The sequence below is a fragment of the Frigoribacterium sp. CFBP 8751 genome, assembly GCF_014841545.1.
Classification (GTDB): domain Bacteria; phylum Actinomycetota; class Actinomycetes; order Actinomycetales; family Microbacteriaceae; genus Frigoribacterium.
In genome coordinates this window covers 401,880-425,263 of the sequence record NZ_JACYUB010000001.1, presented here as the reverse complement: position 1 = coordinate 425,263, position 23,384 = coordinate 401,880, and the positions used below count along the sequence as shown (strand labels likewise).

The window sequence follows — 23,384 nt, the reverse complement described above, 5'->3', positions numbered from 1 at the left end:
CTCGGCCCCGCTGCGCCGGTCACCCCTGTGCCGTCGACCCCTGTGCCGTCGACCCGCGTGCCGTCGACCCCTGGCACACCGCGAAGAACCCCGGTGCGTGCGGTGGACCCCGACGATTCGGGGTCCACCGCACGCAACGGGGTTCTTCGTCGATTTGCAGACCGCTCAGCGCGGCCCGCCACCGGCGTCGACGGCGGGTGCCGGGGCGGCGGCGTCCTCGCCGAGCCCGACCCGCGAGTGCCGACGCCCGTAGGCGAAGTACACGACGACGCCGATCACGAGCCACACGGCGAACCGAGCCCAGGTGAGGGTGGTCAGGTTGAACATCAACCAGACGCAGAGCACCGCCGACAGGATCGGCAGCACGGGCGACAGCGGCACGCGGAACGCCCGCGGCAGGTCGGGACGCGTGCGCCGCAGCACGATGACGCCGATGCTGACCAGCACGAAGGCCGACAGCGTGCCGATGTTGATCATCTCTTCCAGGACGCCGACGTCGGTGAAGCCGGCGATCAGCGCGACGACGACGCCGGCGATGACCTGGACGCGCACGGGCGTCTTGCGGACGGCCGAGGTCTTCGCGAGCCAGCGGGGCAGCAGGCCGTCGCGGGCCATCGAGAAGACGATGCGGGCGAGGCCGAGCAGCAGCACCATGATGACCGTGGTCAGGCCGATCAGGGCTCCGATGGCGATGACCTGGGCGGCCCAGCCGACGCCGACCAGGTCGAAGGCCGTGGCCAGGGTCGGGGCCTCGACGGCGGCGAGGTCGCGGTACGACACCATGCCGGTGAGCACGATGGAGACCATCACGTAGAGCACGGTGACGATGGCGAGGCCCAGGAAGATGCCGCGGGGCATGGTCTTCTGCGGGTTCTTGACCTCTTCGGCGCTGGTCGCGACGACGTCGAACCCGATGAAGGCGAAGAAGACCAGCGAGGCGCCGGCGAGAAGGCCGAAGACGCCGTACTGCGCGGGCTCGGCGCCCGAGACGAACGAGAAGAGGGACTGCGTCCAGACGTCGCCCTCGCCGGCAGGGCGGGGCTGCGACGCGGGGACGAACGGCGTGTAGTTCGACGCCTTGACGAAGAAGAAGCCGACCACGATGACGAACAGCACGATCGCGACCTTGACGACGGTGAAGACGCTGCCGACGCGCGAACTGAGCTGCGTGCCCAGGACGAGCAGCACGGTGAAGAACGCGACGATGACGAACGGCGCCCAGCTCAGTTCGAGCGGCCCGATCGACAGGGTGTCGGGCACGTCCAGGCCGAATCCGGAGAACACGGTGCTGAGGTAGATGCCCCAGTACTTGGCCAGCACGGCCGCGCCGGTGAGGGTCTCGAGGATGAGGTCCCACCCGATGATCCAGGCCAGGAACTCGCCGAGGGTGGCGTAGGTGAAGGTGTACGCGCTGCCCGCGACGGGGATGGTCGAGGCGAACTCGGCGTAACACATGATCGCGAGGCCGCAGGTGACGGCGGCGAGGAGGAACGACAACGTGACGCCCGGGCCCGCGAAGTTCGCGGCGGCGTTGGCGCCCACCGAGAAGATGCCGGCCCCGACCGCGACGGCGATGCCCATGAGGGTCAGGTCGGTGACGCCGAGCGAGCGCTTCAGCCCGTTCTCGGGCCCCGTCGAGTCGGCGAGCGACGACTCGACCGACTTCGTGCGCCACAGGGTGCTGAGCCCCCGGGCCTTGGGGACGGTGCTCATTCTGCCTCCTGGGGTGGTGCGGGCGAGTGGTGCGGGCGGGTGGTGCCGGCGGTCGGTGTGGCCCCGTCTCGGGGGACGACGCGCCAGCATACCGGCGGACCGGCCGCGTCTCGTAGCATGGCGGGCGAGAGGGGCATCGTGGACGGACGACCGTGGCAGCCGATGCGTCCCGAGCGCCCGGCGGCAGCCTGGGAGGCGCGGGCCGGCTCCTCGACGACGCCCGCCTCCGCGGCCGATCACCCCGACGAGCCCGCAGCCGACGCCGGTGCTCGCGACGGGTACGCCGGGGTGGAGCCGACCGGAGGAGGGAGGCGCGCGCGGCCGCCATCACTGCAGGCGGTCGGACGCCGAACGGGTCGTGCGCTGCGCCGGGTCTGGACCCGCGCCTCCCGGGCTCGCCGCCTGGGGCTGACGGTCGGCGCCGTCGCCGTGGTGACCGCGCTCGTCGCCGGTGCGGGCCTCGCGATGCAGCCGCGGTACGACGAGCCGGTGCGGCCCGCGATGCTGGTCGACGACCTGCGGTCCGAGCCCACGGCGACCGTCTGGCAGACCGACCTGGCGGATGCGGCCACCCCGGGGATGCCCTCGGGCTGCGCCTACTACGCGTTCGCGGGGATGGTCGGCGACGACGCGCTCGTCTCCGCCCAGTCGGCCGAGCAGTCCGACCGCTGCGGCGGTGCCGGGGGACGCCTGGCCCGGGTCGACGGCGACACCGGCGACGTGGTGTGGAGCGCGAACGTGGCCACGGCCCTCGGTCGGGCGGTGCGGTCGGTGTCGGTGACGCCGGACGACGACGGACGCGTGGCCACCCTGGTCGTCGAGGGCGACACGGGCTCGACCCTGGCCCGGATGGACCTGCGGACGGGCGAGGTGACCGACTGGTCCGCGTCCGTCGAGTCGACCGACGACGACCTGGTGACGCGCATCGAGGAGGTCTCCACGACGACCGTCCTGGTCTCGCACCAGCCCCGGTCGCGGTTCGGGCCCGACGGCTCGGGGCCGACCACCGACGAGGACGACGTGACGCGGTTCGAGCTCCGAGACCTCGACCATCCCGACACCGTCACGTGGCAGGGCGACGAACCGTCGCAGGCCACCGTGAGGCTCGTCGACGACGAGTTCTACCTGCTGACGACGGCCGGCGAGGGGTCACGGGTGATCGACGCCGCCACCGGCGACGAGCACCGCCTGCCGATCGACGACGACGCGTACGGCTGGCCCGAGGCGGCCGGCGACCACGTGGTGGTGACGCTCGCCGCGCCCACCGGGCAGCAGCTCGTCGCCTTCTCGCAGGACCGGCCGGGCACCGTGGACTGGACGGCCGACCTGTCGGGCGACGCCTCGCTGATCGTGTCGGACCGGTGCGTCGCCGTCACGTCCACGGTCGCTGTCGGCGACCCGGTGGTCGCGGGGCCGAGGGGCTCGGACGAGGCCGGCGACACCGCCGAGGCGGACGAACCCGTGGGTCGGGCCTCGGTCACCTGCCTGTCGCCCTCGACGGGCCGGACCGTGTGGTCGACGACGATCCCCGTCTCCAGGGGTCAGACGGTGCAGTCGGGGTGGAACCCCTCGCCGAGCTCCGCCTTCGACGAGGTGCAGGTCACCGTCTCACCGTCCAGCGGTTTCGGTGACGAGACGTCGACCGTGACGACGTTCGACGCGGACGACGGGCGCGTGGTCTTCGAGGCGACCCTGCCGGGGTACTCGGCACCGTTGGCCCAGGGGCGCACGACCGTCTACCAGCAGACCTTCGGGGTCGACGGGCGGTTGGCCGTCGTCGCCCTCGACCGCTCCAGCCACCGAGAGCTCTGGCGGACGTCCGGCGACGACGTGCTGACCTACCAGTTCTGGGGGCAGCACCTGGTCGTCGTGACCCAGGACGGCGTCGTCCGCCGCCTCGGGGACGGCACGGCGGTCGCCGCCGGCGGGTGACGCGGCTCAACCCGCCGCCACGAGATAAACAACCCGCCATGACATCGGGTGGCGGCGTGTTCATTTCGTGGCGGAATGGCGACGCGGCGGGTGAGCACTCGGGCGCATCGCCCCGAGACCATCCCTTCGGAGGACGCCTGGACGCGTCTCGTTCGTCCCGACGGCCACCGTGAAGAGCCACATCTCGAGCCTGTTGGCCGAGACCGACAGCCGCACCCGCGTGCAGGCGGCCGTCTTCGCGTTCCGCTCGGGCTTCGCCCGTCCCGAGGGCGGCTGAGCCGTCGGGTCAGAGCAGCCGGTCGAACCGCTGCGTGGGCCGCTTCAGCAGCGAGTGCTCGAACGGGTCGCCCGCGGCCACCCACCCCTCGCTCTCGTAGAGCCCGACCGCGGCGACGTTGTCGAGGAGTGCGTGCAACACGGCGCGCTGGTACCCGAGCAAGGCCAGCCTCGCGGTCGCCTCCCTCAGCAGGGCACGCCCCAGCCCTCGCGCCTGTGCCCCGGGACCGGCCGCCAGCAGGCCGAGCACCGGGGCGTCGGCCGGGTCCGCGGGCAGGCCGCTGCCCGGGCGGGTCGCGAGCACGAAGCCGTCGGCCCCGTCGACGCCGTCCGCGACCAGCCACACGACGCCCGCGCCGAACTTCGGCCGGGCCCGCTCGGCGACCCCGTCGAACGCCTGCCCGTCACGTGCAGCACACGCCGCGACCCAGACGGTCAGGCACGCCTCGAGGTCGGCCGGAACGGCACACCGCAGTTCGTGCACGGCACCGTGACTAGACACGGTGGGATGCACGACACGCGGTGCGGTGCCACACGGCCCGGTTCGACACGGACTACCCCCGCACCAGCAGCGGGAACACGAACACCGCGAAGAGGAAGAACGCCGCCATGACGCCGAAGACGACGTAGGTGCCGCGGCCGACGACCCGCTGGCCGGAGGCCTCTCGGCGTTGCAGCACGCGGCGACGGTAGATCACCTGGATGACCACGAGCACGACGATCGCCAGGGCGAGGATCGAGATGACGACGGCTTCGATGGCACGGCTCCTTCGAGGGGCGGGCGAGAGGGGACGGGCGACGAGAGGGCGAACGGGCGGCGCCGCTCGTGCACCGGCGGGCGGGACCGGATGGCCCGCACCAGCCTAACGGCCGACCCCGGGAGCCCAGGAGGCGCGGGTCGCGACCCCGGGACCGCTCACGGCCCGCCCCCGCACCCGCCTCGTACCATGGCCGGGTGACGGACGACGCCCGACCGAGCGACCAGCCGCTCTCCCGCGCCCGCCGCAGCGGAGCCGCCGTCTGGCACCGCGCCTCCCGCCCTCGTCGGCTCGCCCTCGCGAGCGCCGCGGTCCTCGTCGCGGCGGCGCTCGTCACGACCGTCGGCCTGGTCGAGGCCCCGCGCTACTCGTCGGCCGCGCCGCTCGACGGCGTCGTCGGCGACGACCTGCGGCACGAACCCGTCCCGGGGTCGTGGACGCTCACGCCCGCCGACGTCGGCGTGCCGTCGGACCAGGGCCGGTGCCTCCTCTGGCAGGCGGAGCCCGCGGTCGGCCCCGACCGGCTCGGCGGCGACGTCCTCGTCAGCGCCGGCGGTGCCGCGGGCGACGACGGCAGGGGCACGAGCGCCGCCACGGACGTCGGCGCCGACTGCCGCTTCGACGGCGGCTTCGGCGGCACCGCCCCCACGGTCAGCCGGCTCGCCCGCGTCGACCCGGTCGACGGCACCGTCCGCTGGTGGGTCGACCTCGGCGCCGAGCTCGACGCCGGCAGCGGCTTCGTCCAGGTCTGGCCCGCCGAGGACGCCGGCGACACGGCCCTCGTCTCGACGCTGGGCTTCGGCGGGGACGGGTTCGCCTCGTCGTACGCCCGCCTCGACCTCGGGACCGGCGAGTTGACCGACGTGACCACCTCGCCGAACGGGCGCGCGCGCCTGACCGACGCCACCGCCTCCTGGGCCCTCGTCTCGAGCGACCCGCAGTTCTCGTACCAGGACTCCCGCGTCTACTACGACTCCGAGCCCGGCACGGGCGAGTTCTCGCTCTACGCCGCCGACGACCTCGACGCCCCCGTGTGGACGGGCGAGACCACCGGCAGCCAGGACGAGGCCCTGACCCCCGACGGCCTGCTCGTGCTCGACGGCGGCACCATCACCGCGGTCGACGGGCGCACCGGCGAGACGCACGACTGGGGCCCCGACCTGCCGACCGCCACGACCCTCGTCGTCGACGGCGACCTCGTCGTGGTGGGCCTCGACCCGGCGATCCCCACCTCGACCGACGACACGGACGGCACGGTGGTGGCGCTCTCGCTCGACGGGCGCGAACTCTGGCGGCACGGCTTCCGCCAGGACCGCGGGGTGCAGGCGACCGGCGACTGCGTCGTCTTCTCGACCACGCCCGGGGTGGTCTGCGTCGACCGCCGCACGGGCGCCGAACTCTGGACCACGCCGCCCCGCGACCGTCGCCACGGGCTCGCCCGGGTGACGACCGACCCGGCCGGTGACCGGGGGTCGCTCGTCTTCGCCCAGACCTTCGAACCAGGAGGCGCGGCGGCGGTCTCGGGCGACCTCACGTCGGACGAGGCGGCCGAGCGCACCGTCCGCCTGCTCGACGCGGCGTCCGGCCACGAGCTGGCCCGGGCGGTGGTGCCGGGCGAGTCCCAGATCGCGCTGGTCGGCCGCACGACCGGCTACGCCACGTCCGCCTCGAGCGGCCGCACGTCGACGGTCACCGCCTTCGACCTGGCCGACGGCCACCGCCTCTGGCAGCTCGACACCGAGCGCGACCAGCTCGACTTCTGGGGCGGCGCGCTCGTCGCGAACCACCCCGACGGCAGCGTGCAGCGCCTCGTCGACCCGGTGCGCGTCGTCGGCTGACGACCCGCGCCTCCTGTGCTCGGCCCTACCGCGCCCCGGCGCTCATGACGTACGCCATCGCGTAGGCCCGCGAGTTGCCGTCGTCGATGCCCGTCTCGGGCAGGGCGGCGAGTGCCCTCAGGGCCGCCGCGGCCTGGTCGGGTCCCTGCAGCGCCGAGTACATCAGCACGTAGTCGCCCAGGGGCGCGTCGAAGCCGGACGGGCTCGCCTCGGCGACGACGGCGGCGATCTGCTCGGCCCCGCCCGCGGCCGACGACGTCAGGTACGACACCGAGGACGGGCTGAGCGGGATCAGCTGGATGCCGGCGATCGCCGACGGTTCGGCCGAGAACCAGGTGCCGTAGTCGCGCTTGCCTCCCCAGGTCAGCGACACGATCTCGTGGTCGTAGCCGGCGGACGTCGGGCCGGTCAGGTCGGGGTTCAGCCAGTAGGCCAGCGCCGACGAGGCCTCGGCGCTGAGCATCCAGGACGCCTCGTCGCCCAGCGCGTCGTCACCCGTGGCCGCGGCCCAGAGCGACAGGCCGGCGTAGGCGGTGACCGCCTCGGACGACGACTCCTGGTTGTTGCCGTCGGCGAACGGCGAGTAGCCCGAGGCCCAGCTGTGCGACCAGTAGGGGTCGAAGGCACGCCGGTCGGGGAACGACCCGTTGTCGGCCCCCGAGGCGATGTCGGCCGCGAGCAGGTCCATCACGGGGCTCCACCGCTCGGCCAGCTCGGGGTCGTCGGCCGCGACGACGCCGGCGGCGTAGAGGAAGTAGCCGTAGTGGAAGTAGTGGTCGTTGAACTCGTCCGAGCCGAACGAGGCCACCTTGCCGACGACGCCCTTCACCGCGGGGTCGTAGACGAAGCACTCCTGGTCGCGCGTCTCGCAGCCCGAGGGGTCGGTCCACGTGTCGAGTCGGTCGACGATCGAGGTGCGGAGGGTCTCGGCCGACGCGTCGTCGCCCAGCTGCCGGGCGAGCTGCATCAGCATGGCCGACCGGTAGAGCGCCTTGCCGCCGAAGTAGGTGTCCGCCGCGGGGGCCTCCGTGGCCGCGACGTCGGCCTCGACCTGGTCCTCGAGCTGCGTCCTCTGGTCGTCGCTCAGCCCCGAGAGGTCGAGCTCGGTCGAGGCCGTGGTGACCGGTGCGTCGAACGCCAGCGTCGAGCCGATCGACAACGGGACGGTGCCGTAGATCGTGTCGTACCCCAGCCCGGTGCCGCCACCCGTCGCCGCGTCGCCCATGTGCGGGGCCGACACGAGCAGGGTGTCACCCCCGGCCGCCGTCTCGTAGCCGAGCTCGGTGGTCGACACCGCCGACGACCCGGACCCGGAGGCGCGGTGCGCGGTGGTCACCGATGCGAGCGGCGAGGCGGCCGCGTCGAGCACCGTCCCCACCTGCGCGTCGGTGGCCCCGTCGGGCAGTGGCACGAGGACGACCGAGCCGCCCTCGTCGAGCCGGACCTCCGTGCCGTCGAGGCTGCCGCCCGTGACGGCCACACCCCACGTCGTGCTGCCGACCGTGAGCGTGCCGCGGCCCTCGCCGACGGCCGTCACGGCCGTGCCGAGGGTGTCGGTCTGCGCGGTCGCGGCCGTGTACGAGACGAGCGGCGAGCCCTCGGCGACGGTCGTGTGACCGAGCACCGTGTCGCCGTCGAGGTGCGCGATCGTCACCGACACGTCGTCGTAGGCGCTGATCTCGGTCGTCGGGGCCCCGACGTCGAGGGTGACGTCGGGCAGGGCGGGCGACACGATCGCCTTCTCGGAGGCCACGGGCACCGGCAGCCCCGTCGCGAAGCCGGCCGCCGTCAGCTGGAACGAGATCGGGAACGGGAACACGGGCGTCGGCTCGTCGCCGAACACGAGCCCCGAGAACCAGGTGTTGGTCGGCGGGACGAGCCCGTCGGCGAGGCGCATGGTCGGCACGGTGCCGACCGACTCGTGGGGCAGGGCGGCCACGAGGGGGTCGACCTGCGAGGCGGGGAACACGTCCCCTCCGGCGTCGGGCCGTCCCGTGGTGTCGCCGTCCGTGCCCGAGCCGCCGGTGCACCCGGCCAGCACGAGCACGCCGGCCGTGCCGAGGGCGACGCCCGCGACCACGCGGCGGAGGGTCAGGAGGCGCGGGTCGCGTCGGGTACCGCCCCGCGCCTCCTGGGGGTGACGGGCCGGCCCGGAGCCGATCGGTGATCCCGAACGATCCCGTCGGCCGGACCGACCCGTCGTCTTTCTCCGTGCGCCGGGGATCGTCAGACCCCGATCTGGCGCAGGAAGTCCTGCATGGTGTCCACGGGCCCCGCGAGGATGCCGTCGTCGCGGAGGTGCATGGTCGCCTCGACCGGCGTGCCGCTCGCGACGAGGCCGTTGTAGGCCCCCTCGCTCAGCTGGTCGCTGACCACGCGGACGGTGGCCGCGGCCGCGCCGTCCTTGGTCTGCACGCTGACCAGGTCGACGCTGCCCTCGACGACCTGCTGGTTGGGCAGCATCACGTCGACGGTCGCGCCGTCCTGGATGCGCTCGTAGTCGCGGGGCGTGAGCGTGAAGTCGGCGTCCACGAAGAGCGTGCCGGCCTTCTCGATGGTCGCGACGGACGTGCCCGAGCCGAGGAACCCGCCCTCACGGACGTCGAGCTGCGACAGCGTGCCGTCGACGGTGGCCATGAAGGTGATGGTGCCGTCGTCGTCCACCGTGTAGGCGTCCGTGTCGGGGACGACGACGTCGTCCGCGAGGTCCTTCTGCAGCGAGGGGCTCTGCAGCGAGAAGAGCACGTCACCCTTCTTCACCCGGTCGCCGACCTCGGCGTCGGTCGAGGTGACCGTGCCGCTGTAGTCGGTGCCGACGGAGAAGTCCTGGCTCGCGATGGCGGCGCTGGTGCTGATGACCTGGGCCTGCCGCTGCGTGAAGACGACGGTGAAGACGGCCACGAGGGCGAGCACCACCAGGATGCCGACGGTCATCTTGATCCTGTTGCCCCAGGTCATGAGACCACCTTCTCTCGGTCGTTCGTGTCGTGTCGGTCGGGTCCGGTCACCGGTCCCGCGTGCGGTGTGTGCGATGCCTCGTCGCCGTGCTGCGCCTCGTGGGCGTGCTGGTCGTCGGCCACGGCGAGTCGGGCCTCGAGCAGGTGACGGCGCTCGTCGTCGCGCCGCCGCTGCTCGAGTCGCTGCTCGGCCGACAGCTCGAGGAACTCGTCGTGGCTGCGGGGCAGCGGGCGGGCGACCTGGGTGCGGAGGGTCTGCACGGCCACGGGGCCGGTGGTGACGGGACCGGCGACGGTGGTGCGGGCACTCGAGCCCGAGCGGGCCGCGCGCTTGATCGCCCCGGCCTCACGCAGGGCCGCCAGCAGGAACGCCGAGAGCACGGCGGTGTTGATCAGGTTCCAGACCGTGGCGAGCGTGAGCACCCGGTTGTCCCAGTCGCGCCAGATCGCCACGAGGGACGTGAGCGACAGGAAGAGCCAGAACAGGACCTGGGGGACGAGCACGTTGAACGGACTCGACGCCTTGCCTCCGCCGGTCACGTGCCAGGCGGTGTCCTTGCCGCTCAGCACGTTCCACAACGCCTTGACGTAGATCGGGAACGACACCGACGCGAGCATCAGCACCTCCCAGCGGAACGACCCGAGGGTGAAGAACGCCAGCGCGATCTGCAGCAGGTAGAAGCCCGAGTAGAAGAGCAGCCACTGCAGCACCGAGATGTGCAGGTTCATCGGCCGCAGGTCGAAGAAGATCTCCATCGGCGGCACCATGATGAGCAGCAGCGGGGCGATGCCCGTCAGGTAGTGGGTCGCCGTCAGCGTGTACTGGAAGCGCTGGTCCATCGTCAGGGTGCGGCGAGGGCTCAGCGGGTTGTGCCGGAAGAGGATCTCGAAGCCGCCGGTCGCCCAGCGCAGCTGCTGCTTGCTGTAGGCCTCGATGGTCTCCGGGGCGTCGCCGATCGCCAGCGTCATCGGGATGTAGATCGACCGCCACCCGGCCTCGTGCAGGAACAGGCTCGTCCAGACGTCCTCGGACTTCGAGTCGGTGTCGATGCCGCCGACCTCGTCGATCGCCGCACGGCGGAAGATGACGTTGGTGCCGACGCAGAACGCGGCGTTGAACCGGTTGCGGCCGGGCTGGATGTACCGGTAGAAGACGGCCTGCATGTAGCCGGCGCCGCGGCTGACGATGCTCACGAGGTTGCCGTACGACTGCGGAGTCTGGACGAAGGCGACCTTCTCGTCGATGAAGAACGGCACGGTCTCGTGCAGGAACATCGGCTTGGGCACGAAGTCCGCGTCGAAGATGGCGAAGTAGTCGCCCTTGGCCACCGACAAGGCGTGGTTGACGTTGCCCGCCTTGGCGCCGTTGCTGGTCAACCGGCGGATGTAGCGGGCGCCGAGCGTCGCGGCGAGGTCCTTGACCTCGTCGCTTCGACCGTCGTCCAGCACCCAGGTGCGGTGCGCACCCTGCATCGCGACGGCGGCCTGGACGGTCATCGCGATCTTCGAGAGCTCCTCGCCGTAGACCGTCACGAAGACGTCGACGACGACGGTCTTCCCGTCGACGACGATCGGCCACAGGTGCGGCTGGTCGCGGACGCCGAGCCGGTCGATGGCGTCCTCGTCGTAGAGCGTGTCCTGCGTCGAGTGGAAGTCGAAGTCGCGGGGGTTCTGGCCCCCCGAGAGGATCGTCCACATCGCGAGCAGCGCCTGCAGGACCAGGACGGCCTCGGCGATGATGACGGCGACGTAGGGCAGCAGGTCGCCCCGGTTCGCGGGGTTCAGCAGGAACTGCCCGTACAGCAGGATGCCCATGGTGCAGGCGAGCACGAGCAGCACCATGAAGGGCGAGTGGGCACGCCCCTCGGTGCGCGAGACGACCGACGCGTGGTGGTCGCTCGTGATCCGCGTCGAGGGGCGTGCACGCGACCCCCGCACCTCGTCGGTCTGTGCCTGGCGCCTCAGTTCGCTCCGCGAGCGAGGTGCCAGGTCGAGGGTGGGGCCGGTGTCGGGTGCGGCGGTGTCGGGTCGGTTTTCGGCGTCGCTGTCGCGGACGCGCATGGTTCGGGACATGCGTGTTCTCTCCGGGTTCGGGTCTGAGAGACGACCGGACGCCGACGGCGGTGGGGAACCGCCGTCGGACGTCCGGAGGGGCGTCGGCGACAGCGGCGACTCGAGGTGACGCGCCGGGGTGGGCGGCGGTCGGGTGGGAGCCGGGGCTCCCGTTTCGGGTCCGTCGACTGCGAACGGTTCGGGCCGTTCGATCGACGGGCTCGTCTCCGGTGTGGGCCTTTCGGGGGACCGTTCCGGGGACGTGTCGAAACAGTACAGGGTCGTTCGAGCAGCTCCGCGACACCCGTTCGGGGGGTACGCCCCCTCGAACGGGTCACAGCCCGCGTGGACAGCGGGGAGGTGACACCCGTCGCGGCCCGAGGGTCACCCGTCTCACCCGTCCGGGGGGCACGCCGACGGGCGGGTGGGGCCGACCACGGCGAGCGGGCCGAGGAGGCGCGGGTGGCGTCCTCGAGGACGGTCTCGGCCGGGCGTGTCGCCGGCCCGGACGCATCAGACGGTGAGGTCGGCCAGCCAGCCGGCCAGGAACTCGGCCCCGGCCTCGTCGTGGATGGCGCCCGTCGAGCTCGTCAGCACCGGGTACGGCGTCGTCGGCACGCCGTCGGCCGGGCGGACGTCGACGTGGGCGACCGCGTGGCCCTGCGCGTGCAGCCAGTCGGCCATGGCGTAGTCGCTGCGCGAGTCGCCGACCGTGCGCCAGGCGAGCGGGGGCTCGCCGTCGGCGGCCAGCAGCTCGAGCGCGCGCTCGGCCCCCAGGTCCTTGCCGAGCCGCACCGACTCGATGTCGGTCGAGATGATCGTCGGGTCGACGCGCCACTGCACGGCGCCGGACGCGTCGGGCCGCACGTCGTCGAGTCGGCGCACGCCGAACCCGCGGCGGACCAGCGCCTGCATCGCCTTCTCGTCGAGGTCGCGTTGCCGGCCCAGGTAGGTCGACGACTCGACGCTCGTGAGCTGCTCGATCGAGACCATCGCATGCTTGGTCGTGTCGTAGAAGACCAGGTCGGCGAACTCGTCCGCCACCAGCGCCTGCATCTCGGCACCGAAGTCGGCGGGCATGGCGAGCGACGAGTCGACCTCGATCGGGCCGATGCCGTCGGCACCGTGCTCGGGCCCGATCGTGAACCACACGGCGCCCTTCTCGCAGACACCGTGCACGCGCGACCCCTCGGGCAGGCCGGCCGCGAGCAACGGGCGGACGACCTCGTCGCGGATGAACGCGTCCGAACGCCCGGTGTTGAAGACGATCGGCACGCCGAGGGCGGCGAGCGCCACGAGGTCGCGGGTGATCTCGGGCAGCGCGATGCTGCGGGTCACGGGGCTGGCGATCGGGCCGTCGACGTCGAGGAGCAGGCCGAGGCGGGGTGCGGTGGAGGAGGTCACGCGACCATCCTCGCAGCAGGGCCCGCTACGGGGCGGTCGGCAGGGACGGCATCGTCTGCACGAATTCGGCGAAGGCCACGATGAACACCGAGAACGCGACCACGATCGTGACCAGGTACACGGCGATGTAGAGCCACAGCGGCGCGAGCCCGCCACCGGTGCGGCGCTTCACGACGACCGAGCGACCGATGATGTAGACGACCGTGAGGAACGCCCACGGCCACGGGAACGGCTTCACGATGCCCCGGCTCGCCAACGCCCGGTGGTCGAGCCAGGCGAGGACGACCGTGAGGGCGTAGACGAGCAGGCCGATGCCCATGTAGGCGAGGTAGCCCGGCGTGAAGGGCGACTGGTAGACGCCCGGGGTGATCGTGGCGGTGCGCTCCAGGTAGTCGCCGACGTCCCAGAAGGCGAGCCCGATCAGTTGCACCAGCGGCAGCAGGACGAGCACCCAGATGAACGGGGTCGAGGTGCCGACACCGGGGTTGATGCCCTTGAGCGGGTCGGTGTACCCGCCGGGTCCGGGGTAGGGCTGCTGGCCGGGCTGCTGGGGCTGCTGGGGCTGCTGCGGGTGCTGGCCCTGGTACGGCGCCGAGTGCTGCGGGATCTGGGGCTGCTGGGGGTTCTGCCAGGGCTGCTGGCCGGGGGCGTCGCTCACGGTGTCTCCGTCGTCGTCGTGGGTGGGCAGTTCGGGTCGTCGTCGCGCGTCGGGTCGCTCTCCGGCAGCGTAGTGCGACGGCTCGACTCGGAGCCCGCGTCGGTTTCCGCCTGGGGACGGACCTGTGAGGGCAGCTCGGGTGGGAGGATGGTGGGAACCCCTCGACAGGAGAACACCCGTGGCGTCGCTCCCCCTTTCCGTCATCACCGCGCTCGAGGCCTTCGCCGCGCCCGATCGCAAGCAGTCCGTGCACGACCTCGCCGTCGACCCGGCCGGCCCTGAAGAGCAGGCCCTCGCCGACCTGACCGGCTCGGTCGAGTGGGTCGACATGGCCGTCGCCCACCCGCTCGGTCCCGACCGCAGCGACCCCGAGGGCATGCGCCGACTGCTGCAGGCGATGGGCGCCGAGGGTCGCTGCGCCGTCCTGTCAGCCTCGGGCTCCGAGGACGACCGCGACCTCGGTGGCGCGCTCGACGGCGTGCTGCACCAAGAAGGCGGCGCGCTCGTCGTCTGCCGTCCGGGTCCGCTCGCGCTGCTGATCACCGGTCGCGGAGAACACTGGCTGCTGAGCGACCGGGACATCCCCCAGCTGACCGGCCCGATCGGCGTCGTCACGCCGTAGGGGCAGCCCTCTCTCGGGCTGATCGGCGTCAGCCGCGGCGGATCGGATCGCCCGTCGTCAGCTGCCAGATCGCGACGCCGTGCAGCCCCTTCGACTCGGCCAGGTCGGCGCGCGCCGTGATCGAGCGGCCGTCGGACCACCAGAGGGTCGAGCCGTCGCCGGGCGACGCCGTGTATTCGGCCTGCTCGGCGTCCCACGAACCGGTGGACTGCGCACCAGTACGGGCCTCGGCGACCGACACCGCGCCTCCTGCGGTGCCCTCGCCGGTCCAGCGGTAGCCGTACCCCGCCACGCCGAGGTCGAGGCGGTCGGCCGGGACGAGCTCGAGAGCGGCGTCGAGCACCTGGCCGACCCAGGGCAGGCCGCCGACGGGCCCGGGCTCGCTGAAGCCGGTGCCGTGCTGGTCGTAGGCCATGAGCACGAACCGGTCGACGGAGTCGGACAGGGCGGCGAGGTCGTAACCGAGGTCCGCGTACCCCGCTTCGTCGGTGTCGGGCTGCACGGCCATCGAGATCGTGGCGTCGTCGGGCAGGGCGTCGCGCAGCTCGGCGGCGAAGTCGACCAGCCCCGGGGCGTCCGCGGCCGAGAGCGACTCGAAGTCGATCTGGACGCCGTCCCAGCCGCCGTTGACGACCTCTCCGGTGAGGCCCGACACGACGAACTCGCGGTTGGCCCGGCTCGACAACAGCTGTGTCGCGAGCTCGCCGCTGAACCCGTCCTGGCCGGCGTTGACGACCAGCAGCTCGGCTTCCTTGCCCGCCGACTGGGCGGCCTCGCGCAGGGAGTTGGCGGACTCGTCGCTCGGGGCGACACCGGCCCCGCCGGCCGTGATCGCGACGCCCGAGACGCCGACCGTGTCGATCGCCGCCTCGCTGCGGTCGAACGCCTCGGCGGCTGCCGTCGCGGCGTCCGGTGAGGCGATGGCGTACCCCTCGACGGCGAGCCCGGCGGGGATCTTCGCCTGCGGTGCGACCGTCGGGTTGTTCCCGTCTGCCGAGCACGAGGTCAGCGTCACCGCGAGCGAGGCGGCGAGCAGCAGGGCGGCGGTGCCGGTGGTCAGGGTGCGCACCGTGCCATCATCGCCGATCCGGCGGTGCGGTGCAGGGCGGTGCAGGGCGTGCTTGGCTCGTCGCATGGCAGACGACGATCGACGGCAGACCTGGGACGAGTTCCACGACGACGTGAACATGACGGCCTCGACGCTGCGCGAGTGGCTCGACACCGACGAGTCGCGCGAGGTGGGGCAGAAGGACGGCGGCGAGTCCGTCGGGCACGAGAGCGGCCGGCACATCGTGCGCATCCTCGAGAAGAAGAAGGCCGACCTGACCGACGCCGACTGGAAGCACATGGAGAAGGTCCACGGCTACGTCGCGCGCCACTCGAAGCAGCGCCCCTCGGGCGACGTCACCGACACGAAGTGGCGCTGGTCCCTGATGAACTGGGGGCACGACCCGCTGGCCTGACCGGCAGACTGGGGCGATGAAGACCGCACTCGTCACCGGGGGCTCGCGGGGCATCGGCCTCGCCGTCGTCCGCGACCTCGCCCGCACCCACCACGTGATCGTCCACGGCCGCGACGAGGAGGCGCTGCGGGCGATCACCGCCGACCTCCCGTCCGCGACGGCGTGGGCCGCCGACCTCTCGGGCCCGGTCGTCACGGTGCCGCCGCTCGACGAGCTCGACGTGTTGGTCCACGCGGCCGGCGTGATCGGCGGCCGGGCCGTCGCCGACACCGAGCGCGACGACTGGCGGCGCGTGTTCGAGGTCAACGTGTTCGCCGTGGCCGAGGTGACGCGTCAGCTGCTGCCGGCCCTGCGGGCCGCTCAGGGGACGGTCGTCTCGATCAACAGCGGCTCGGGCTTCACGGCCGGGTCGAACGGCAGCACCTACGCGGCGAGCAAGTTCGCGCTGCGGGCGCTCACCGACTCCCTCCGCGAGGAGGAACGTCCGCACGGCGTCCGGGTCAGCTCGGTGCACCCGGGCCGCGTCGACACCGACATGCAGCACGAGCTGGTCACGGCCGAGGGCGGCACGTACGACCCGTCGCTCTACCTCGAGCCGCAGTCCGTCGCCGACGCCGTACGCCTCGTCGTCGACCTGCCGCACGGAGCCACCGCCGAGGTCGTCTCGGTGCGCCCCACCCGCCGGGCCTGACCTGCCGGGCGCGACCTACGAGGGATCTCCTCAGCCGTCGCGCCGCCGTGCCGCCGTGCCGCCGTGCCGAACCCGACCTCGGCAGCCGCTGTCGAGCCCGATCTGCGTGCCGAACCCGACCTCGAGTGGCCTGACGAGCCACCCCGCCACGAGATGTCGGCGTGTCGTCGCGTCGTGGTCGCGAATTGCACGCCGGTGGAGGCGCGGGTCGGGTCAGGAGGCGCGGCTCGGGACCTCGGCCGCGCCCGGCTCGGCGGGGGCGAGCCGTGCGACCCGGCGGTTGTGCCATGCGATCTGTCCGCACTGGGCGGCGGCCACGGCCAGGAACACGACGACGGTGGAGAAGCCGAGGTCGGTGGTCTCGCGGATGCCGAAGACTCCGAGCAGCGTCACCCCCGTGCCGAACCCCCGCGCCCACCGGATGCCCGGAGGGGTGTGCGGGGACTGTCGCCACCACGGGAAGCGGTGGTCGCCGACGGTGGCGAGCTCTCGCGCCGTCGCGTTCGTCGTGAGGGCGGCCCCGAAGACGAGCACCACGAGCCACAGCAGCAACCACATGCTGACGAGGCCAGGGCAGGGTGTCCTCCCGCCCCTCCCCCGCGAAGGTGATGCAGCCCGCCTCCCCGGACCCATGCCGCCCCGCCGGGCGGGCATCGCACCGCCGGACGGGCATCGCACCGCCGGACGGATGTCGCACCGCCGATCGGGCATCGCACCACCCATTTCGGCGGTGCGATGCCCACTAGGCGGTGCGACGTCCATCCCGTGGTGCGGAGGGTCGGCGGTGCGACCCACCGGGCGGGCGGGTCAGCTGTAGTCGTGGCCCGAGACGCCGAGGGAGCGGTAGACGTACTCGCCACCCTCGCTGGCGTCGTCGTCGAGCTCCCACATGAGGTCCTCGCCGTCGGAGGCTCCGGGGCGGGTGACGCTCTTCTGCGGCAGGCCGTCGATGAGGGTGAGTTCTTCGGTGGTGGTCTCGTCGTGGCCGACGAAGCGGGCGGTGTAGGTCTGGTCGCTCATGGCGTGGACGCTACGCCGGGTGCTCCGAGGTGGTCCGTGGCACCCCCGTCCCGGGCGCACCCGGGCGCGGCCGGGCGCGGCCCACTACCGTGCACGACATGAGCGCGAAGAAGGCCCCCGAACCGGCCACCCTGTTGATCCTGGGGGCGAGCGGGGATCTCGCCGCGCGCCTCCTGATGCCCGGCCTCGGCGGGCTGCTGGCGCTGGAGCCGACGCGCCGCGTGCAGCTGATCGGCGCCGGCGTCGAGGAGTACACCGACGCCGAGTGGAAGACGCGCGTGAAGACGTCGTTCGACAGCGTCCACGCGAGCGGCCCCGCGGTCGACGCTCTGCTCGAGTCGACCACGTACGTCACGGCCGACGTGACCGGGGTCGACGGCCTCCGCAGCCTCGTCGAGGCCTGTGACGCCCCTCCGTCGATCTACTTCGCCCTGCCGCCCGCCATCACCGAGAAGGCCTGTGCCGCCCTGCGGAAGGTCGACCTGCCCGAGGGCACCTCGCTCGCCCTCGAGAAGCCGTTCGGCACCGACCTCGCCAGCGCGAAGAAGCTGAACCAGCAGGTCCTGCGACTCGTGCACGAGGACCAGGTGCACCGCGTCGACCACTTCCTGGGCCGCTCGACCGTGCTCAACCTGCTCGGCCTGCGCTTCGCGAACCGCCTGATCGAGCCCATGCTCAACAACCAGCACGTCGAGAGCATCGAGATCGTCTACGACGAAGAGCTCGGCCTCGAGAACCGCGCCCGCTACTACGACCACGCCGGCGCCATGGTCGACATGATCCAGAGCCACCTGCTGCAGGTCATGGCCGTGCTGACGATGAACGCTCCCGCGACGCTCGGCCCGGCCGACCTGCGCGACGAGAAGGAGTTGGTGCTGCGCGCCACCCATGTCTGGGACGACGACGCCGTCGCCAACACCCGCCGCGCCCGCTACGGCAAGGGCGAGGTCGACGGCCGCACCCTGCCCGCCTACGTCGACGAGGACGGCGTCGACCCGTCGCTCGAGACCGAGACGCTGGCCGAGGTCGTCGTCGAGGTGGCGAACTGGCGCTGGGCCGGCGTGCCGATCCTGCTGCGGTCGGGCAAGGCCCTGGCCTCGCGTCGCCGCGAGATCGTCATCACGTTCCGCCCGCCGACCCACGTGCCCAAGGAGTTCGTCGGCGGCGGCACCCCCGACCGCCTGCGCATCGCGATCTCGCCCGACGAGATGTCGCTCGAACTGAACGTCAACGGGCCGGGTGACTCGTACGACCTGTCCCGCGCCTCCTTGCACGCCGACTTCGGTGCCGCCGACCTGACGGCCTACGGCGAGGTGCTCGAGGGAATCCTCGACGACGACCCGACGCTGTCGGTGCGCGGCGACTCGGCGGAAGAGGGGTGGCGCATCGTCGCCCCCGTCGTGAAGGCCTGGACGACCGGCGAGGTCGCCATCGACGAGTACCCGGCGGGGTCGGCCGGGCCGGAGTCCTGGCCCGCGGGCGTCCATCAGAACGAGCCCGCCGTGCGCGCGCGCGAGGGCGCGAAGCTGGCGCACCGCGAGGACTGAGCCGGGCCGCCCCGCTGCCCCGCCGCCCCGCTGCCCCGCCACGAAATGAACAATCCGCCACGCAATCGTGTGGCGGATCGTTCACTTCGTGGCGGGGTGGGGCTGACCCAGGGCCGGCAGGGCCGGCGCGAGCGCAGGAGGCGCGGTGCCGGCGGGCGGTCAGCCGAGGCTGACGAAGGTGCTCACGTCGTCGCGCGGCAGGACGTCGGCGACGGCCCCGACCTGCATCCCCGCGACCGTGACGCGGCCCCCGTGGCTCGAGAGGAACGCCGTGTCGGAGGCGTCCCGACCGGTCGCGATGCGCAGCAACGTCTGCCGAGGGGCCAGCCCGGTGGCGTCGACCACGTGCCAGGCACCGTCGACGAAGGCCTCGGCCACGGCGTGGAAGTCCATCGGCGACAGGCCCGGGGCGTAGACGCTGACCAGCCGCGCGGGCACGTCGAGCCCGCGCAACAGGGCGATCACGAGGTGGGCGTAGTCACGGCAGACGCCCTGCCGGTCGAGCAGGGTCTGCACGGCACCGTCGGTGGGGGCGCTGGCCCCGGGCACGTAGGCGAGGTGCGAGCCGACCCACGTCGCGACCGCGGCCAGCAGCTCGCGCCCCTCGAGCCCGCCGAACTCGGCGCGGGCGGTGGGGCCGAGCGTGTCGGACTCGCAGTAGCGGCTCGGGCGGCGGTATCGCACGAGGTCCAGCTCGTCGACGGCGGGTTCGTCGAGGCGTCCGTCGACGACCACCCGGTAGTCCACGGTGACCCGGCCGGCACCGACGTCGCACAGGTGGAGGAGGGTGCCGTGGTGGTCGTGCAGCTCGCGGACCTCGACGGGCGCGCCGTACTGGGTGACGGCCAGCGCCTCCTCGGTGATGCGGGCGGTGTCGGCCGCCGCTCCTGTGCCGGTCGCGGCGTAGGCGCGGGAGGCGGCGATCGACAGGACGAACTCGGCGGGGCCGTCGACGTCGAACTCGAGCCGGGCGGACGCGGTGCGCTTCATGACGAGAGGGTGGCACGGTCGTGAGTCGGGCGTGTTTCGGGGTGTGCCGTGAAGGCGCTGCAACCCTGCTGGGACCGTCGCTCGATGTCGGTGGTGCCGGGTTGGATGAGCCCATGCCCTCGTACCGCGTCACGCTCACCGTCGGCACCCTGAGACCCGGGGTGCGGCCCGACTCCGTGCTGCCCGCGGCCGCCGCGAGCGCCGCGGGGTTGACCACGGTCGAGGCGAGCGACGTCACGCTGGTGCGAGGCGAGCCCCGCCTGGTGGTTCGCTACGAGTGCGCCGCCGACGAGCCCGCGCACCGCATCGGGGCCGTCGTCGAGGCCACCGTGGGCGAATTGGCCGACGTCGTGCAGGGCCGGGTGACGCGTCGCGACGGTGGGGCCTGGACGCTGGTGGGCGCGGTCTGAGCCGGGTGATGTCGGGCTCCCGGTCCGCGCTGCACGGAAGCCGCCGCGCGTAGGCTCCCGACATGGGGACGACACCGACGCGAACGCTGCTGACGACGACCGCTCGCGTGGGGGCCTCCGTGACGACGGCGGTGCTCGCCCTCGGGGTGCTGACGGCCTGCGGGGGTGACGACGACCCCGTGGTGACGGTCAGCCCGAGCGTGAGCCCGTCGTCGACGCCCGAGAGCCCGACGCCGGCACCCGCGCCTCCCACCGGCGGCACCCCGACGCCGAGCCCGACCAGCCCCAGCCCGCGCCCCACCCCGGTCACCACCGACAAACCGACCGACCGGCAGACGATCCCGCCGCAGAACTAGCGGCCGGCCCCCGTCGATCCGGCATCGCACCACGAACTGAACGTCGCACCGCGCGGGTGCGCGGTGCGACGTTCAGAGGGCGGTGCGACCCGAGCCCGGGAGGGCCCGCTCAGTACCAGTTGACGGACTGCGAGTGCGACCAGGCGCCGCAGGGAGTGCCGTAGACCGACTTGATGTAGCCGAGACCCCAGGTGATCTGCGTCTTGGCGCTCGTCGCCCAGTCGCTGCCGGCCGAGGCCATCTTGCTGCCGGGCAACGCCTGCGGGATGCCGGTCGCGCCGCTGGCGTTGTAGGCCTTGTAGTTCCAGCCCGACTCCTTCGTCCAGAGCGAGACGAGGCACGAGAACTGGTCGCTGCCCCAGCCGTACTGCGACGACGCGAGGGACTGCGCCGTGGCCTTGGCCCCGGCGACCGAGTTGTCGGCGGCGGCGCGGGCGGCCTCGGCGGCGGCCGCGGCGTCGGCGGCGGCCTTCGCCTCGGCGGCGGCCTGGGCCTCGGCGGCGGCTTGCGCGGCAGCCGCGGCGGCAGCGGCCTGCCGGTCGGCCTCGGCGGCGGCGGACTGCACGGTCTGCGCCGAGAGCGCCGTCTTCTCGACACGGTCGTTCAGCGTCGAGGCGTCCAGCTTCTCGTAGTCGGCGAGCGAGGCGACCTGGGTCTGCAGCTCGCTGGCGTCGGTCCGGCCCGAGGTCGAGGCGACGACCTGGTTCGCGATCTGGATGGTCGAGCGCGCCTTGGCCTGCGCCAGCGAGGTGGCGATGTCGGCCTTCTGCTGCTTGACGTCGGCGGCGTGCTGCTCGGCCGAGATGGTGTCCGCACCGGCGGCCGACATCGAGGTGACCGCGAAGCCGGTCCCGGCCACGAGGGCGATCGCGGCGACGCCTCCGATCAGAGAGAGGCGGCGACGGGAGCTGCGACGGCGGACCGCGGAGAGCGAGCGGCGCGTGGCGGGGGCCTCGGCAATCGGGGTCGACTCGGCGGTGACGGAGTCCTGGCCGGAGGCAGGGGTGTTCTCGGTGGTCATGTGGTCCTCGTGCTCGGCCGACCCGCGCCTCCGGTCGGGCGGGGCGCACACGGCGGAGCCACGCCGGGCGCTCGGAGCGCTCACGGGTGGCCGGTGTCCACGCGACGGGGCGAGGGGCCGTGACAGGTCGGTGTCGGTCTCGCGAGGCCGTGGGGCCTCGACTCGTCCGCCGCAGCTGCTCGGCCGAGTCGGGACTCGATCGGGAGGGGCGCACGCGCCCGGGCGAAGTGACGAGTATGCAGACACTTCCTGAGTAGAACCACACAATCCACTGTCGAACCGTGCAGTCCGGCGCATCAGCCCAGCGGATGACTTCGACCCGCGCCTCCCTCATCCGAGCGAAGGAGGCGCGGGTCGGGCAGGTCAGCGACGCGCGATCACGACGCCTCGGGTGGCGTCACGACGTCGTCCGCGACGCGGGACCGACGCCAGGCCCCCGTCGCCACGTACTTGACCATCACGTTGAGCACGGCCACCGTCGGCACGGCGAAGAGCGCACCCGGGATGCCGGCCACGTACGACCCGCCCGCCACGGCGAAGACGACCGCGAGCGGGTGCACCCGGACGGCCGATCCCATGACCAGCGGCTGCAGCACGTGGGCCTCGAGCAGGTGCACGACGAGCACTCCGGCCAACATGACCACGGCCTGCACCGGCCCCGCGAAGACCAGGGCGACGATCACGGCGAGCGCGCCCGTCACGATGGCCCCGACGACCGGGATGAACGACGCCAGGAAGACCAGGATGGCGATCGGCACGGCGAGCGGCAGCCCGAGGACGAACGCGATCAGGCCGATGCCGACGGCGTTGACCGCGGCGACGACGATCTGCACGCGGACGAACGAGGTGAGCGTGTGCCAGCCCGCCTGGCCGGCCCCGTCGACGGCCGGCCGGGCCGACTTCGGGAAGAGGCGGACGGTCCAGGCCCAGACCCCGCGACCGTCGATCATCAGGAAGATCGTCGCGAAGAGGGTCAGCAGGCCTCCGGCCAGCAGGTGGCCGGCAGCGGTGCCGATCGACAGCACGCCGCTGAGGATCGCCTTGCTCTCGGTCTGCAGCGCGTTCTGGGCGTCCGTCAGGTAGCCGTCGACGTCGGCGTTCGTCAGCTGGAACGGCGGCCCCTGCAGCAGGGTCGTCAGCTGGTCGCACTGCGCCACGGACTGCTTCTCGATCTGCGGCAGTCCCGCCCGGATCTGCGTCACGGCGAGCAGCACGAGCCCGCCGACGACGACCACCCCGGCCAGCAGCGCCGCCACGATGGCGAGCCAACGCGGCCACCGGTGCCGACGCAGGAACCCCGCGACCGGCACGAGGAACGCCGACACGAGGATCGCGATGAACAGCGGCACGACGATCTCCTCGAGCGTCGCGATCAGCCAGAAGAGCACGGCCAGCACGGCGGCGACCGCGAGCAGCCGCCAGGCCCAGGCGCCCGCGACGAGCATGCCCGGGGGCAGTGCAGCTGCGGGCGGTGTTGCTGCGGGCGGTGTTGCTGCGGGCGGGGCGCCGCCGGGGAGGGCGGCCGCGGGGAGGGCGGCTCCGGACGAGGAGGCGCGGGCCGGGTCGCCGGGGACGGTGGCGGCCGCGGCCGGGTCGGCGGTGCGGGCCGCGTCGTCCGTGGCGCTCCCGTCTGTGGCTGCACCCTGGGAGCGCTGGGAGCGACGTGAGAACTTCAT

General features: G+C 72.9%; 22 protein-coding genes. 8 read left to right on the top strand and 14 right to left on the bottom strand.

What is annotated here, in order from left to right; translation table 11 throughout:
• Positions 1-165: 165 nt before the first annotated feature.
• Entirely contained in the window at positions 166-1,713 is a 1,548-nt protein-coding gene (locus IFT88_RS02105) for an APC family permease (protein WP_192118655.1), read from the bottom strand.
• Positions 1,714-1,851: 138 nt separating this feature from the next.
• Here IFT88_RS02105 and IFT88_RS02100 point away from each other — a divergent pair, with 138 nt between their 5' ends.
• Positions 1,852-3,645 carry a PQQ-binding-like beta-propeller repeat protein gene (locus tag IFT88_RS02100; RefSeq protein ID WP_192118653.1) on the top strand — a complete coding sequence of 598 codons (1,794 nt, stop codon included), beginning with the start codon at positions 1,852-1,854 and terminating at the stop codon, positions 3,643-3,645.
• A gap of 286 nt (positions 3,646-3,931) precedes the next feature.
• Here IFT88_RS02100 and IFT88_RS02095 read toward each other — a convergent pair whose 3' ends face one another.
• Positions 3,932-4,405 (bottom strand): GNAT family N-acetyltransferase, encoded by a 474-nt coding sequence (locus IFT88_RS02095; protein ID WP_192118651.1) that lies wholly within the window; start codon positions 4,403-4,405, stop codon positions 3,932-3,934.
• 70 nt (positions 4,406-4,475) lie between these two features.
• Positions 4,476-4,631 (bottom strand): hypothetical protein, encoded by a 156-nt coding sequence (locus IFT88_RS02090; RefSeq protein ID WP_156155614.1) that lies wholly within the window; start codon positions 4,629-4,631, stop codon positions 4,476-4,478.
• A gap of 245 nt (positions 4,632-4,876) precedes the next feature.
• On the opposite strand from IFT88_RS02090, the gene IFT88_RS17550 reads away from it, so the two are divergent.
• Entirely contained in the window at positions 4,877-6,517 is a 1,641-nt protein-coding gene (locus IFT88_RS17550) for an outer membrane protein assembly factor BamB family protein (RefSeq protein WP_192118649.1), read from the top strand.
• Positions 6,518-6,542: 25 nt separating this feature from the next.
• On the opposite strand, the gene IFT88_RS17545 is transcribed toward IFT88_RS17550, so the two are convergent.
• The 5 genes from IFT88_RS17545 to IFT88_RS02060 all read right to left on the bottom strand — a co-directional run bounded on the left by IFT88_RS17545 (position 6,543) and on the right by IFT88_RS02060 (position 13,588).
• Entirely contained in the window at positions 6,543-8,597 is a 2,055-nt protein-coding gene (locus IFT88_RS17545; RefSeq protein ID WP_192118647.1) for a glycosyl hydrolase, read from the bottom strand.
• 146 nt (positions 8,598-8,743) lie between these two features.
• A complete protein-coding gene (locus tag IFT88_RS02075; RefSeq protein WP_043596761.1) occupies positions 8,744-9,475 on the bottom strand; it encodes an efflux RND transporter periplasmic adaptor subunit in 732 nt (243 codons plus the stop codon).
• On the bottom strand, positions 9,472-11,547 hold the full coding sequence (locus tag IFT88_RS02070; RefSeq protein WP_052505412.1) for a glycosyltransferase family 2 protein: 2,076 nt from the start codon (positions 11,545-11,547) through the stop codon (positions 9,472-9,474). The genes IFT88_RS02075 and IFT88_RS02070 overlap by 4 nt, the downstream gene beginning before the upstream one ends.
• A gap of 492 nt (positions 11,548-12,039) precedes the next feature.
• The gene (locus tag IFT88_RS02065) at positions 12,040-12,930 is read right to left on the bottom strand and encodes a hypothetical protein (protein WP_043596787.1); all 891 of its coding nucleotides are present in this window, start codon (positions 12,928-12,930) and stop codon (positions 12,040-12,042) included.
• 25 nt (positions 12,931-12,955) lie between these two features.
• Positions 12,956-13,588 (bottom strand): hypothetical protein, encoded by a 633-nt coding sequence (locus IFT88_RS02060; protein ID WP_192118645.1) that lies wholly within the window; start codon positions 13,586-13,588, stop codon positions 12,956-12,958.
• Positions 13,589-13,766: 178 nt separating this feature from the next.
• Here IFT88_RS02060 and IFT88_RS02055 point away from each other — a divergent pair, with 178 nt between their 5' ends.
• Positions 13,767-14,210, top strand: a complete 444-nt coding sequence (locus tag IFT88_RS02055) for a hypothetical protein (protein WP_043596785.1) — start codon at positions 13,767-13,769, stop codon at positions 14,208-14,210.
• Between the two features lie 28 nt (positions 14,211-14,238).
• Here IFT88_RS02055 and IFT88_RS02050 read toward each other — a convergent pair whose 3' ends face one another.
• The gene (locus tag IFT88_RS02050; RefSeq protein ID WP_192118643.1) at positions 14,239-15,279 is read right to left on the bottom strand and encodes a glycosyl hydrolase family 18 protein; all 1,041 of its coding nucleotides are present in this window, start codon (positions 15,277-15,279) and stop codon (positions 14,239-14,241) included.
• 64 nt (positions 15,280-15,343) lie between these two features.
• On the opposite strand from IFT88_RS02050, the gene IFT88_RS02045 reads away from it, so the two are divergent.
• Complete coding sequence (locus tag IFT88_RS02045; protein WP_043596783.1) at positions 15,344-15,673, top strand: DUF3140 domain-containing protein; 330 nt, start codon at positions 15,344-15,346, stop codon at positions 15,671-15,673.
• A 16-nt stretch (positions 15,674-15,689) separates the two neighbouring features.
• On the top strand, positions 15,690-16,364 hold the full coding sequence (locus IFT88_RS02040; RefSeq protein WP_192118641.1) for an SDR family oxidoreductase: 675 nt from the start codon (positions 15,690-15,692) through the stop codon (positions 16,362-16,364).
• A gap of 213 nt (positions 16,365-16,577) precedes the next feature.
• Here the strand turns inward: IFT88_RS02040 and IFT88_RS02035 are convergent, their stop codons facing one another.
• A complete protein-coding gene (locus IFT88_RS02035) occupies positions 16,578-16,922 on the bottom strand; it encodes a hypothetical protein (protein WP_192118639.1) in 345 nt (114 codons plus the stop codon).
• A 249-nt stretch (positions 16,923-17,171) separates the two neighbouring features.
• Complete coding sequence (locus IFT88_RS02030; RefSeq protein WP_043596779.1) at positions 17,172-17,384, bottom strand: hypothetical protein; 213 nt, start codon at positions 17,382-17,384, stop codon at positions 17,172-17,174.
• A 98-nt stretch (positions 17,385-17,482) separates the two neighbouring features.
• On the opposite strand from IFT88_RS02030, the gene IFT88_RS02025 reads away from it, so the two are divergent.
• Positions 17,483-18,931, top strand: coding sequence for a glucose-6-phosphate dehydrogenase (locus tag IFT88_RS02025; RefSeq protein ID WP_137848162.1), 1,449 nt, complete (start codon positions 17,483-17,485; stop codon positions 18,929-18,931).
• Between the two features lie 159 nt (positions 18,932-19,090).
• On the opposite strand, the gene IFT88_RS02020 is transcribed toward IFT88_RS02025, so the two are convergent.
• The gene (locus tag IFT88_RS02020) at positions 19,091-19,921 is read right to left on the bottom strand and encodes a transglutaminase-like domain-containing protein (RefSeq protein WP_192118638.1); all 831 of its coding nucleotides are present in this window, start codon (positions 19,919-19,921) and stop codon (positions 19,091-19,093) included.
• A gap of 113 nt (positions 19,922-20,034) precedes the next feature.
• Between IFT88_RS02020 and IFT88_RS02015 the strand changes: the two genes are divergently transcribed.
• Together IFT88_RS02015 and IFT88_RS02010 are read left to right on the top strand one after the other, a co-directional pair.
• Complete coding sequence (locus IFT88_RS02015) at positions 20,035-20,331, top strand: hypothetical protein (RefSeq protein ID WP_043596776.1); 297 nt, start codon at positions 20,035-20,037, stop codon at positions 20,329-20,331.
• A gap of 62 nt (positions 20,332-20,393) precedes the next feature.
• Entirely contained in the window at positions 20,394-20,687 is a 294-nt protein-coding gene (locus IFT88_RS02010) for a hypothetical protein (RefSeq protein WP_192118636.1), read from the top strand.
• Positions 20,688-20,796: 109 nt separating this feature from the next.
• Here the strand turns inward: IFT88_RS02010 and IFT88_RS02005 are convergent, their stop codons facing one another.
• Positions 20,797-21,708: an aggregation-promoting factor C-terminal-like domain-containing protein gene (locus IFT88_RS02005; RefSeq protein WP_199858858.1), complete on the bottom strand. Its 912-nt coding sequence runs from the start codon at positions 21,706-21,708 to the stop codon at positions 20,797-20,799.
• A gap of 377 nt (positions 21,709-22,085) precedes the next feature.
• Positions 22,086-23,384: an AI-2E family transporter gene (locus tag IFT88_RS02000; RefSeq protein WP_249408733.1), complete on the bottom strand. Its 1,299-nt coding sequence runs from the start codon at positions 23,382-23,384 to the stop codon at positions 22,086-22,088.

Bases quoted from the DNA above. Each gene is read 5' to 3' on its own strand.
- IFT88_RS02105 (WP_192118655.1), bottom strand. From the start codon at position 1,713: ATGAGCACCGTCCCCAAGGCCCGGGGGCTCAGCACCCTGTGGCGCACG.
- IFT88_RS02075 (WP_043596761.1), bottom strand. From the start codon at position 9,475: ATGACCTGGGGCAACAGGATCAAGATGACCGTCGGCATCCTGGTGGTG.
- IFT88_RS02070 (WP_052505412.1), bottom strand. From the start codon at position 11,547: ATGTCCCGAACCATGCGCGTCCGCGACAGCGACGCCGAAAACCGACCC.
- IFT88_RS02045 (WP_043596783.1), top strand. From the start codon at position 15,344: ATGGCAGACGACGATCGACGGCAGACCTGGGACGAGTTCCACGACGAC.
- IFT88_RS02040 (WP_192118641.1), top strand. From the start codon at position 15,690: ATGAAGACCGCACTCGTCACCGGGGGCTCGCGGGGCATCGGCCTCGCC.
- IFT88_RS02035 (WP_192118639.1), bottom strand. From the start codon at position 16,922: ATGTGGTTGCTGCTGTGGCTCGTGGTGCTCGTCTTCGGGGCCGCCCTC.
- IFT88_RS02030 (WP_043596779.1), bottom strand. From the start codon at position 17,384: ATGAGCGACCAGACCTACACCGCCCGCTTCGTCGGCCACGACGAGACC.
- IFT88_RS02025 (WP_137848162.1), top strand. From the start codon at position 17,483: ATGAGCGCGAAGAAGGCCCCCGAACCGGCCACCCTGTTGATCCTGGGG.
- IFT88_RS02020 (WP_192118638.1), bottom strand. From the start codon at position 19,921: ATGAAGCGCACCGCGTCCGCCCGGCTCGAGTTCGACGTCGACGGCCCC.
- IFT88_RS02015 (WP_043596776.1), top strand. From the start codon at position 20,035: ATGCCCTCGTACCGCGTCACGCTCACCGTCGGCACCCTGAGACCCGGG.
- IFT88_RS02010 (WP_192118636.1), top strand. From the start codon at position 20,394: ATGGGGACGACACCGACGCGAACGCTGCTGACGACGACCGCTCGCGTG.
- IFT88_RS02005 (WP_199858858.1), bottom strand. From the start codon at position 21,708: ATGACCACCGAGAACACCCCTGCCTCCGGCCAGGACTCCGTCACCGCC.
- IFT88_RS02000 (WP_249408733.1), bottom strand. From the start codon at position 23,384: ATGAAGTTCTCACGTCGCTCCCAGCGCTCCCAGGGTGCAGCCACAGAC.